Consider the following 11,960-nt stretch of genomic DNA (forward strand, 5'->3'; position numbering starts at 1 on the left):
TCTCGGGCCGGTTTCCGTCCCTAGTGTGCCGCGCAGACGTAATCTGGTGCCGCATGAAAGGCTTCGGGCGCCTCGAAGCGAATCCTGTTCACTTCCAACGACTCTGCGCTCTGCCAAGAATGTTTTGAGAATTCGCCAAGGCGATGATCCGACTCTTGGGTCGGTCCGCTGACTGCGGGCACGCGATCAGACCTGATGACAGCTGGAGGAATCCGAATGACCAACGACCTCCCAGAACTCGAGGAGCGCGGCGCCCATCCGCACCCCGCTCCTCCTCCGGGCGGGCCACGGCTGTCGGACGTGTGGGTCTACAACGGGCGCGCCTACGACCTGAGCGACTGGATCGCCAAGCACCCGGGCGGCGCCTTTTTCATCGGTCGCACCAAAAACCGTGACATCACCGCGGTCGTTCAGTCCTATCACCGCGATCCGACCAGGGTCGAACGAATCCTGGAACGTCGCTACGCCCTGGGCCGAGACGCGCGGCCGGACGACATCCATCCCAAGCACAACGCTCCGGACTTTCTGTTCAACCAGGACTTCAACAGCTGGGACGACACCCCCAAGTACCGATTCGACAACAACGACGATCTGCTGCACCGGGTGAAGGCCCGGGTCGCCGAGCCAGCGATGGTCGCCCGCCTCAAGCGGATGGACGTGTACTTCAACATCGTGGTCGTACTGCTGGTTATCGGCTATTTCGCGGTTCAGGGTGTGCGGTTGGCCGAACCGCGGTGGATGCCATTGTGGGCCTTCGTTATTGCGATGGTCGTGTTGCGCAGTTCGCTGGCCGGCTTCGGCCACTACGCGCTGCACCGCGCGCAGCGGGGTGTGACGCGGGTGCTCAGCAATAGCTTCGATATCAACTACGTGGCACTGGCTTTGGTCACCGCCGACGGGCATACCTTGCTGCATCACCCGTACACCCAGAGCGAAGTCGACATCAAGAAGAACGTCTTCACCATGATGATGCGGTTGCCGCGGCTGTACCGCGTGCCGGTGCACACCCTGCACAAGTTCGGACACATGTTCAGCGGCATGGTCATCCGGATAGTCGACGTCGTCCGCGTCACGCGCAGGGTGGGCGTGCAGGAGTCTTATGGAAGCTGGCGCGGCGCACTTCCGCACTTCCTCGGGTCGTCCGGGATGCGACTGCTGCTTGTGACCGAGTTGGTGGTCTTCACGCTGGCCGGCGACTTTTGGGCTTGGGCGCTGCAATTCGTGGTGACACTGTGGATCAGCACGTTCCTTGTGGTCGCAAGCCACGATTTCGAGGACGAAACGGGGGAGACCCGGGGGTGCCCGGTCGAGCGCAACGATGACTGGGCCATCGTTCAGGTCACGCACGCCGACGACCTCAAGGTGATCGGCAACCGCTACGTCGACTGCTTCCTGTCGGCCGGCCTGAGCTCGCACCGCGTACACCACGTATTGCCCTTCCAGCGAAGCGGTTTCGCCAACATCGCCACCGAGGATGTGTTGCGTGAGGAGGCGGCGAAATTCGGGATCGAATGGCTGCCCGCAAAGAGTTTCTTCACCGATCGACTGCCGAAGCTGTGCGGCACGTTTCTGCTGTCGCCGTCCCGTCAAGCCAAGGAGCTGAATTGGGGCTTCATCCGCGAGCACTGCTCGCCCGCGGCCTTCAGGGCAAGCGCCAACTATGTGGTCTCGGGCTTCGTCGGAATCGGATCGGTGTAAGCCATGTCGCTTATCCCTGCTGAAGACAACGCGCGACGCGATGAAATCCCCGACATCACCCAGCTGCCGCCGGCGCCGCCGACCACGGTGGCGGTCATCGAAAGCATCGCGACGGGCGCGCCGCAGCGGGTGATGGATCAGGCCCAGGCCGCCGAACGGATCGCCGAGATGTTCTCCGATCCCGAACAGCGGGCCCGGATTCCGCGGGTGTATGCCAAGACGAAGGTCGCCACCCGCCGGATGGCCGTGGACCCGCTCGACCTCGAATTCGAGTTGTTCCGAAGGAATTCCGGAACCATCCGGGACCGGATGAACCTGTTCTACCAACATGCGGTCCCGCTCGCGGTCGAGGTGGCCGGACGCGCGCTGGCCGGCCTTGCCTATGGCGCCGACGAGGTTGGGTTGCTGGTGTTCGTCACCAGCACCGGCTTCATCGCGCCCGGCGTGGACGTGGCGATCGTCAAACAACTCGGGCTGTCGCGGTCGGTTTCGCGGGTCGTCGTGAATTTCATGGGTTGTGCCGCCGCGATGAACGCCATCCGCACCGCCACCAGCTACGTGCGTGCCCACCCGGGGATGAAGGCGATGGTGGTGTGCATCGAATTAAGTTCGGTGAACGCCGTTTTCGCCGACGACATCAAGGACGTTGTCACCCACAGCCTATTCGGCGACGGGTGCGCGGCGGTGATCATCGGTGCCAGCCAGGTCCAGGAGAAGCTGGAGCCGGGCAAGGTGGTCGTCCGCAGCAACTTCAGCCGGCTGCTCGACGACGCCGAGGACGGCATCGTGCTCGGCGTCAAAGACAACGGCATCACCTGCGAGCTGTCCGAGAACCTGCCTGACTACATCTACCGCGGGGTGGATCCGGTTGTCGAGGCGATGTTGCGGGACAACGGCTTACAGAAATCTGACATCGATCATTGGGCGATCCACCCGGGCGGGCCCAAGATCATCGAGCAATCGGTGCGCTCGTTGGGCATACCCGCCCAGCTGGCCGCGCCCAGTTGGGATGTGCTGGCCCGGTTCGGCAACATGCTGAGCGTGTCGCTGATGTTCGTGCTGGAAACGTTGGTACAGCAGGAAGATTCGACGAAGGACATCTCGACGGGCGTGGCGTTCGCGTTCGCGCCGGGGGTCACGGTCGAGGGAATGCTGTTCGACATCGTGCGTCGGTGAGGGGAAGCGATACGTGATGCATGCCGAGGTAACCGATCGGGTTCTGTACTGCTCGTTGATGACCGACAACCGTCGTTGGGACGCCCTCCAGCTGCGCGAGGGTGACATCGTCATCTCGGCGCCCTCCCGGTGCGGCCTGACCTGGACTCAGCGCCTGGTGTCGCTGCTCGTGTTCGACGGCCCGGAGTTGCCCGGACCGTTGTCGACGGTCTCGCCGTGGCTGGACCAGACGCTGCGGCCCATCGAGGAGGTCGTCGCCGCCCTGGACGCGCAGACGCACCGCCGGTTCATCAAGACGCACACGCCGATGGACGGTCTGGTGCTCGACGACCGTGTCACCTACATCGGCGTGGGACGCGACCCGCGCGACGCCGCGCTGTCCATGCTGTTCCAAGAGGCCAACATGGACACCGAGCGGATGGTGGCCCTGTATGAGGCGGCCGTCCCGCCGCAGCAGCGGCCCGGTCCTTCCGGCCCGCCCCCCGGGCCGCCGCCCCCCGGAGGTCCACCCGCCGGGCCGCCGCCCCCCGGAGGTCCACCCGCCGGCCAGCCGCTCCCCGGAGGTCCACCCGCCGGCCCGCCGCCCGGGCTCAAGCACAGCCAGGACGACGCGTTCCGGCACTGGATGGAGGCTCCGGCCGCGCCGCCTCCCGGCATGGGGTTCATGCCGCCCAAGGGGATGGGCTCGCTGGCCAACGTCCTGCATCAGCTCGGCACGATGTGGGAACGCCGTCATCTGCCCAATGTGGAGCTGTTCCACTACGCCGACTACAAGGCGGACCTGGTGGGCGAAGTGCAGCGCCTCGCCGAGGTTCTCGGCATCGGGCTGACCCGCGGACGGGCCGAGGAGTTGGCCCGCTACGCCACGTTCGATGCGATGAAGGCCCGCGCCGTCGACATGGCCCCGAATACCACCGACGGCATCTGGCACAGCCAGGATCGCTTCTTCCGCGCCGGCCGCAGCGGAGAGTGGCGGGAGATTTTCACCGACGACCAGCGCAAGCGCTACATCCACCGCATCGAAAAGCTCGGGCCGACCGAACTGCTGGCCTGGGCCCACGACGGCCGCCAGGGCTGCGACCCGGACACGTTCTTCGGCACGCTCTAACTCCGCTGCGCGCGCACGTTCCAGAACGCCATCTCGATCTCGGTGCCGTCCCACTCGCGACGCACCGTAGCGGGTTCCAGCGATGCGATTTCCCAGCCCGCGCCGCCGAGCACGTCGCGCAGTGTCCGCTCGGACACCGGCGGGCGCGCGCCCTCGTCGTCCGGGTTGGCGTCGGAGAAGCAGCTGATCAACAGGGTGGCGCCCGGCCGGGTAGCCCGGTGCACGGCGGCGGCGTAGCTGCACTTGCTCTCGTCGTCGAGACAGTGGAACATGCCGCTGTCGATCACGGTGTCGAAGGCGTCGGTGTAGCCCTCGAGCTGGGTGGAGTCGGCGACGCCGAACTTGATGTCGACCCCGGCGTCCTTGGCGCGGCGCTCGGCGGTGACCAGGGCCGTCGGCGAGATGTCCAGACCCGTCACCCGGTATCCGTTCTGGGCCAGGAAGATCGCGTTGTCGCCGAGCCCGCAGCCGATGTCCAGCACGTCGCCGTGCACCCACCCAGCGGTCTGCCAGCCGATGACAGGTTCCTTGGGCGCCCTGGTATCCCAGGGTGGCGTCGCCATCGCCGGCATGCCCGCGCCGGGGCTTTCGCCGCGGTAGAGGGCGTCGAAATCGATGCGCTGCCGATCGCCCGAGTCTGTCATTTCGCCAGCTTAGACCCGCAGCGCCGGTCATTTTCGTGCTGCTTGACACGTCCGGCCCCCTGGCCCGCGTCCCGCCCGGACGATGCGGCGCCAGTCGCGCAGAGGCACGCAAAAAGCCACACTCCGCCCCGCCCCGCGGCTGGTGGGCCTGTCGGCGACCCACCGCCACGCGGGCCGGATCCTCGCCGCAACGGCCCGGGGTGCTACGCTGCCCGGCAGTCGACATCCTTTAACGATCCGTCCGGAGAGGCGGAGAAGGAGGTCAAGGTCTCGGATGGACAGCGCCCGGGAACCGCGAGAATTGATGTCAGCGGCCGACGTCGGTCGCACCATTTCGCGTATCGCGCACCAGATCATCGAAAAGACCGCACTGGACGGCCCCGACGCGCCGCGCGTGGTGCTGCTGGGCATCCCGACCCGCGGCGTCATCCTGGCCAGCCGCCTGGCCACCAATATCGCCGAATACTGCGGCGTCAAGGTCGGCCACGGCGCCCTGGACATCACGCTCTACCGCGACGACCTGAGGATCAAGCCGCCGCGTCCGCTGGGGGCCACCTCCATCCCGGCCGGCGGTATCGATGACGCGCTGGTGATCCTCGTCGACGACGTGCTTTACTCCGGCCGCTCGACACGCTCGGCGCTCGACGCGCTGCGCGACGTGGGCCGGCCGCGCATCGTGCAACTGGCGGTCCTGGTCGACCGCGGCCACCGCGAACTTCCGGTGCGCGCCGACTACGTCGGCAAGAACGTGCCGACCTCGCGCAGCGAGAGCGTGCACGTGCAGCTCAGCGAGCACGACGGCCACGACGGCGTGGTGATCTCCCGATGACACCGAGACATCTGCTGGCCGCCGGCGATTTGAGCCGCGACGACGCAACCGCCATCCTCGATGACGCCGACCGGTTCGCGGAGGCGCTGGTGGGCCGCGAGATCAAGAAGCTGCCGACGCTACGCGGCCGCACCGTGGTCACGATGTTCTACGAGAACTCGACCCGCACCAGGGTGTCCTTCGAGGTGGCCGGTAAGTGGATGAGCGCGGACGTGATCAACGTCAGCGCGACCGGATCCTCGGTGGGCAAGGGCGAGTCGCTGCGCGACACCGCGCTGACCCTGCGCGCGGCCGGAGCCGACGCGCTGATCATCCGGCATCCGGCGTCCGGCGCCGCGCAGCTGCTCGCGGAGTGGACTTCCTCGTTCGGCGGCAGCGCTCCGTCGGTGATCAACGCCGGCGACGGCACCCACGAACACCCGACGCAGGCGCTGCTGGACGCGCTGACCATCAGGCAGCGGCTCGGCGCCATCGAAGGACGGCGCGTGGTGATCGTCGGCGACATCCTGCACAGCCGGGTCGCGCGCTCCAACGTCATGTTGCTGCACACGCTGGGCGCCGAGGTGGTGCTCGTGGCGCCGCCAACGCTGCTGCCGGTCGGGGTGGACGGCTGGCCGGTCACAGTGGCGGGTGACTTCGATGCCGAGCTGCCCGCCGCCGACGCGGTCCTGATGTTGCGGGTCCAGGCCGAGCGGATGAACGGCGGCTTCTTCCCGTCGGTGCGTGAATATTCCTCTCTCTACGGGCTTTCCGCGCGCCGCCAGGCATTGCTGCCCGGCCACGCCGTGGTGTTGCACCCGGGCCCGATGCTGCGCGGCATGGAAATCTCGTCATCGGTCGCCGACTCGTCGCAATCGGCTGTCCTGCAACAGGTTTCAAACGGCGTGCACGTGCGGATGGCGGTGCTGTTCCACGTCCTGGTCGGCACGGAATCGGCCGGAAAGGAGGGTGCGGCATGAGTGTGCTGTTGCGCGGCGTCCGATTGTACGGCGAGGGACAGCAGGTTGACGTCTTGGTTGACAGTCCCGGCCTGGAGGGCCAGATCGCCGAAATCGGTTCGGACCTCGCTATTCCCGACACCGCCGACGTCATCGATGCCACCGGCCATGTGCTGCTGCCCGGCTTCGTCGACCTGCACACGCACCTGCGCGAACCCGGCCGCGAGTACGCCGAGGACATCGAAACCGGTTCGGCAGCAGCGGCGTTGGGCGGCTACACCGCGGTGTTCGCGATGGCCAACACCAACCCGGTCGCCGACAGCCCGGTGGTCACCGACCACGTCTGGCAGCGCGGCCAGCAGGTGGGCCTGGTCGACGTGCATCCCGTCGGCGCGGTCACCGTCGGGCTGGCCGGGGTCGAACTCACCGAGATGGGCATGATGAACGCCGGGACGGCGCAGGTGCGGATGTTTTCCGACGACGGCGTCTGCGTGCACGACCCGTTGGTCATGCGCCGCGCCCTGGAATACGCCACCGGCCTGGGCGTGCTGATCGCGCAGCACGCCGAGGAGCCCAGGCTGACCGTCGGCGCCGTCGCGCACGAGGGACCCACCGCCGCGCGGCTGGGGCTGTCCGGATGGCCCAGGGCCGCCGAGGAATCGATCGTCGCCCGCGACGCCCTGTTGGCCCGCGACGCCGGCGCCCGGGTGCACATCTGCCACGCGTCCACCGCGGGCACCGTAGAGATACTGAAATGGGCTAAGGAGCAAGGCATTTCGATCACTGCCGAGGTCACCCCGCATCACCTGTCGCTCGACGACGGCCGATTGGCCAGCTACGACGGCGTGAATCGGGTCAACCCGCCGCTGCGCGAGGCCGCCGACGCCGAGGCGCTGCGCCGGGCGCTGGCCGAGGGCGTGATCGACTGCGTGGCAACCGATCACGCCCCGCACGCCGAGCACGAGAAATGCGTCGAGTTCGCCGCGGCGCGCCCGGGCATGCTGGGGTTGCAGACCGCACTGTCGGTGGTGGTGCAGACGATGGTGCGGCCCGGCCTGTTGGGCTGGCGGGACGTCGCCCGGGTGATGAGCGAGAACCCCGCCCGCATCGTCGGCCTGCCCGACCAGGGCCGGCCGCTGGAGGTGGGGGAGCCGGCCAACCTCACCGTGGTGGACCCCGACGCGAGTTGGACGGTCGCCGGGGCCGATCTGGCCAGCCGGTCGGACAACACGCCGTATGAGTCAATGACGCTGCCTGCCACCGTGACTGCCACCCTGTTGCGCGGGAAAGTCACCGCCCGCGACGGGAAGAGTCCGGCATGAACTCGGGCACGTTGGTGGGCTCCCTGATCTTCGGGGTGGTGCTGGTGGTGGTCATCGCGGTGGTCATCCAGCTGATGTTGCGCAGTTGGAGCCGTAAGGGGCAGGATCAAGCGGCGCTGATCGGAGCCCTGCCCGACATGCCCGATCAGGTCGGTTCGGCAGCCATCACCACCCGCGGTGTTTACGTCGGCTGCACCATGGCGCCGGCCTGGAGCGAGCGGATCACCGCCGGCGATCTCGGTTACCGCAGCAAGGCGGTGCTCAGCCTGCATCCCGAGGGAATCCTGGTGCAGCGCGTCCGGGCCCTGCCGATCTGGATCCCGAAGGAATCGATTTCGGCCATCCGCACCGAGCGCGGTATCGCCGGAAAAGTCGCCGCCCGCAATGGCATTCTGGCGATCCGCTGGCGGCTGCCCTCGGGCGTCAAGATCGACACCGGCTTTCGGGCCAACAACCGCGACGAATACGCGGACTGGCTGGAGAGCTGGCCGGAAGGGGTCGCGTTGTGAAAGCCCTGCTGGTACTGGAGGACGGCCGCGTCTTCACCGGAACGCCGTTCGGCGATATCGGCCAGACGCTCGGCGAAGCCGTGTTCAGCACCGGCATGTCCGGATACCAGGAGACGCTGACGGATCCGAGCTATCACCGCCAGATCGTGGTGGCCACCGCGCCGCAGATCGGCAACACGGGCTGGAACGGTGAGGACGCCGAGAGCCGCGGCGACAAGATCTGGGTCGCCGGCTACGCGGTGCGCGACCCGTCGCCGCGCGCGTCGAATTGGCGGGCCACCGGGACGTTGGAGGACGAACTGGTCCGCCAGGGCATCGTCGGGATCGCCGGCATCGACACCCGGGCCGTGGTGCGGCATCTGCGCAGCCGCGGCTCGATGAAGGCGGGGGTTTTCTCTGGGACGGCGCTTGCCGAGCCGGCCGAATTGGTGCGGCGGGTGCGGGCTCAGGAGTCGATGCTGGGCGCGGATTTGGCGGGCCAGGTCAGCACGCCCGATCAGTACGTCGTCGAACCCGAAGGGCCGCGCGAATCTCCGCGGTTCACCGTGGCCGCGCTGGACCTGGGTATCAAGACCAACACGCCGCGCAACTTTGCCCGCCGCGGCATCCGCAGCCATGTGTTGCCCGCTTCGGCGACCTTCGAGCAGATCGCCGAGCTCAAACCCGGTGGCGTGTTCCTGTCCAACGGGCCCGGTGACCCCGCCACCGCCGACCACGTCGTCGCGTTGACCCGCGAGGTGCTCGGCGCCGGAATCCCGTTGTTCGGAATCTGTTTCGGCAACCAGATTTTGGGCCGGGCACTGGGACTGTCGACTTACAAGATGGTGTTCGGTCATCGCGGGATCAACATCCCGGTCATCGACCACGCCACCGGGCGGGTCGCGGTGACGGCGCAAAACCACGGCTTCGCCCTGGAGGGGGAGGCCGGCCAGTCGTTCGACACGCCGTTCGGGCGGGCCGTCGTCAGTCATACCTGCGCCAACGACGGGGTGGTCGAGGGCGTCAGACTCGCTGGCGGCCGGGCCTTTTCCGTGCAGTATCACCCCGAGGCCGCCGCCGGCCCGCACGACGCGGAATACCTGTTCGACCAGTTCGTCGACCTGATGGCGAGGGAGCAATGATGCCCCCACCTCTCGCGAGCGTGCGTGTCGGTACGGCGACACGCCGTAATTCCTGTACATCTGCGCACGCTCGCGCCGAGACGGGAGGGGGGCGGTAGTGCCGCGACGGACTGACCTCAAGCACGTGCTGGTGATCGGCTCGGGGCCGATCGTCATCGGGCAGGCCTGCGAGTTCGACTACTCCGGCACCCAGGCGTGCCGGGTGCTGCGCGCCGAGGGGCTACAGGTCAGCCTGGTCAACTCCAACCCGGCCACGATCATGACCGACCCGGAGTACGCCGACCACACCTACGTCGAGCCCATCACTCCGGCGTTCGTCGAGCGGGTGATCGCCCAACAGGCCGAGCGCGGCAACAGGATCGATGCGCTGCTGGCCACACTGGGCGGCCAGACCGCGCTCAACACCGCGGTCGCGCTGTACGAGAACGGCGCACTGGAACGCTATGGCGTCGAACTGATCGGCGCCGACTTCGACGCCATCCAGCGCGGCGAGGACCGGCAGCGGTTCAAGGACATCGTCGCCAAGGTGGGCGGCGAATCGGCCCGCAGCCGAGTCTGTTTCGCCATGGACGAGGTCCGCGAGACGGTCGCGGATCTCGGCCTGCCGGTGGTGGTGCGACCCAGCTTCACCATGGGCGGGCTGGGCTCGGGCATGGCGCATTCCGCCGAGGAGGTCGACCGGATAGCCGGCGCCGGGCTGGCCGCGAGCCCAAGCGCCAACGTCCTGATCGAGGAATCCATCTTCGGCTGGAAGGAATTCGAGCTCGAGTTGATGCGCGACGGCCACGACAACGTGGTGGTGGTCTGCTCGATCGAGAACGTCGACCCGATGGGCGTGCACACCGGCGACTCGGTCACCGTCGCCCCGGCCATGACGCTGACCGACCGCGAGTACCAGCGGATGCGGGACCTGGGCATCGCGATCCTGCGCGAGGTCGGCGTCGACACAGGCGGTTGCAACATCCAGTTCGCGATCAACCCGACCGACGGCCGGCTGATCGTCGTTGAGATGAACCCGCGCGTATCCCGTTCCAGCGCACTGGCTTCCAAGGCCACCGGTTTCCCGATCGCCAAGATCGCGGCCAAGCTGGCCATCGGCTACACCCTCGACGAGATCGTCAACGACATCACCAAGGAAACGCCGGCCTGCTTCGAACCCACCCTGGACTACGTCGTGGTCAAGGCACCGCGGTTCGCCTTCGAGAAATTCCCGGGCGCCGATCCGACCCTGACCACCACGATGAAGTCCGTCGGCGAGGCAATGTCGTTGGGCCGCAACTTCATCGAGGCGCTCGGCAAGGTGATGCGGTCGCTGGAAACCAGCCGCGCGGGGTTCTGGACCAAGCCGGACCCGGGCGGCGGCCTGACCGACGTGCTGACCCGGTTGCAGACACCCACCGAAGGACGGCTCTACGACATCGAACTGGCGCTCCGGCTGGGCGGCTCGGTGGAACAGGTGGCCGCGGCCAGCGGCGTCGACCCGTGGTTCGTCGCGCAGATCGAACAGCTGGCGGCGCTGCGGGCCGAAGTGGTCGACGCGCCCGTGCTCGACACCGACCTGCTGCGGCGCGCCAAGCACAGTGGCCTGTCGGATCGCCAGATCGCGGCGCTGCGGCCCGAATTGGCCGGCGAGGACGGTGTTCGGTCCCTGCGCGCGCGGCTGGACATCCACCCGGTGTACAAGACGGTGGACACCTGCGCGGCGGAATTCGAGGCGAAGACGCCGTACCACTACAGCAGTTACGAGCTGGACCCGGCGGCTGAGACCGAGGTGGCCCCGCAGTCCGAAAAGCCCAAGGTGCTGATCCTCGGATCCGGCCCCAACCGGATCGGACAGGGCATCGAGTTCGACTACAGCTGCGTGCACGCCGCAACCACGTTGAGCCAGGCCGGTTTTGAGACCGTGATGGTCAACTGCAACCCGGAGACGGTGTCCACCGACTACGACACCGCCGACCGCCTCTACTTCGAGCCGCTGACCTTTGAAGATGTCATGGAAGTGGTGCACGCCGAGCGCACGTCAGGGACCGTGGCAGGAGTGATCGTCCAGCTGGGCGGGCAGACCCCGCTCGGGCTGGCGCAGCGGCTGGCTGACGCGGGTGTCCAGGTGGTGGGCACACCGCCGGCGGCGATCCATCTCGCCGAGGACCGCGGGTCGTTCGGTGCGCTGCTGGAGCGGGCCGGGTTGCCCGCCCCGGCCTACGGGACGGCCACCTCGTTCGCGGAAGCTCGCAAGATCGCCGACGAGATCGGCTACCCGGTGCTGGTGCGCCCGTCCTACGTGCTCGGCGGTCGTGGCATGGAGATCGTCTACGACGAGCAGACGCTCGCGGGTTACATCGCCCGGGCCACCGAGATCACTCCCGAGCACCCGGTACTGGTAGACCGCTTCCTCGACGACGCCATCGAGATCGACGTCGACGCGCTGTGCGACGGCAGCGAGGTCTACCTCGGCGGGATCATGGAGCATATCGAGGAAGCCGGGGTGCACTCCGGAGACTCCGCCTGCGCGCTACCGCCGATCACGCTGGGGGAGTCCGACCTGGCCGCGGTGCGCGCCTCGACCGAGGCGATCGCCCGCGAGATCGGCGTACGCGGCCTGCACAACGTGCAGT

The 11,960-nt window shown here is 67.6% G+C and carries 10 protein-coding genes; 9 read left to right on the forward strand and 1 reads right to left on the reverse strand.

Features of this window, described 5'->3' with window-relative positions:
- Nucleotides 1-216 precede the first annotated feature (216 nt).
- From JO236_RS05130 to JO236_RS05140, 3 genes are read left to right on the forward strand one after another with little or no spacing between them, the layout of a single operon-like run.
- A complete protein-coding gene (locus tag JO236_RS05130) occupies nt 217-1,698 on the forward strand; it encodes a cytochrome b5 domain-containing protein (protein WP_293325646.1) in 1,482 nt (493 codons plus the stop codon).
- 3 nt (nt 1,699-1,701) lie between these two features.
- The gene (locus tag JO236_RS05135; RefSeq protein ID WP_293325648.1) at nt 1,702-2,874 is read left to right on the forward strand and encodes a type III polyketide synthase; all 1,173 of its coding nucleotides are present in this window, start codon (nt 1,702-1,704) and stop codon (nt 2,872-2,874) included.
- A gap of 16 nt (nt 2,875-2,890) precedes the next feature.
- Complete coding sequence (locus JO236_RS05140; RefSeq protein WP_293325650.1) at nt 2,891-3,982, forward strand: sulfotransferase domain-containing protein; 1,092 nt, start codon at nt 2,891-2,893, stop codon at nt 3,980-3,982.
- On the opposite strand, the gene JO236_RS05145 is transcribed toward JO236_RS05140, so the two are convergent.
- The gene (locus JO236_RS05145; RefSeq protein ID WP_293325652.1) at nt 3,979-4,626 is read right to left on the reverse strand and encodes a class I SAM-dependent methyltransferase; all 648 of its coding nucleotides are present in this window, start codon (nt 4,624-4,626) and stop codon (nt 3,979-3,981) included. The two genes, JO236_RS05140 and JO236_RS05145, sit on opposite strands and share 4 nt — an antisense overlap.
- 274 nt (nt 4,627-4,900) lie before the next feature.
- Between JO236_RS05145 and pyrR the strand changes: the two genes are divergently transcribed.
- From pyrR to carB, 6 genes are all read left to right on the forward strand, one after another.
- Entirely contained in the window at nt 4,901-5,455 is a 555-nt protein-coding gene (gene pyrR, locus JO236_RS05150; RefSeq protein WP_293325653.1) for a bifunctional pyr operon transcriptional regulator/uracil phosphoribosyltransferase PyrR, read from the forward strand.
- On the forward strand, nt 5,452-6,414 hold the full coding sequence (locus JO236_RS05155; protein ID WP_293325656.1) for an aspartate carbamoyltransferase catalytic subunit: 963 nt from the start codon (nt 5,452-5,454) through the stop codon (nt 6,412-6,414). Before pyrR ends, JO236_RS05155 begins: the two co-directional genes overlap by 4 nt.
- Nucleotides 6,411-7,715 carry a dihydroorotase gene (locus JO236_RS05160; RefSeq protein ID WP_293325659.1) on the forward strand — a complete coding sequence of 435 codons (1,305 nt, stop codon included), beginning with the start codon at nt 6,411-6,413 and terminating at the stop codon, nt 7,713-7,715. The genes JO236_RS05155 and JO236_RS05160 overlap by 4 nt, the downstream gene beginning before the upstream one ends.
- On the forward strand, nt 7,712-8,224 hold the full coding sequence (locus tag JO236_RS05165) for a transporter (protein ID WP_293325662.1): 513 nt from the start codon (nt 7,712-7,714) through the stop codon (nt 8,222-8,224). The genes JO236_RS05160 and JO236_RS05165 overlap by 4 nt, the downstream gene beginning before the upstream one ends.
- Nucleotides 8,221-9,345 carry a glutamine-hydrolyzing carbamoyl-phosphate synthase small subunit gene (gene carA, locus JO236_RS05170; RefSeq protein ID WP_416362161.1) on the forward strand — a complete coding sequence of 375 codons (1,125 nt, stop codon included), beginning with the start codon at nt 8,221-8,223 and terminating at the stop codon, nt 9,343-9,345. Before JO236_RS05165 ends, carA begins: the two co-directional genes overlap by 4 nt.
- Nucleotides 9,346-9,442: 97 nt before the next feature.
- Nucleotides 9,443-11,960 (forward strand): carbamoyl-phosphate synthase large subunit (gene carB / locus JO236_RS05175; RefSeq protein ID WP_293325664.1); only part of this gene is annotated, 2,518 nt, incomplete at its 3' end.

The sequence above is a fragment of the Mycobacterium sp. genome, assembly GCF_019247635.1.
Classification (GTDB): domain Bacteria; phylum Actinomycetota; class Actinomycetes; order Mycobacteriales; family Mycobacteriaceae; genus Mycobacterium.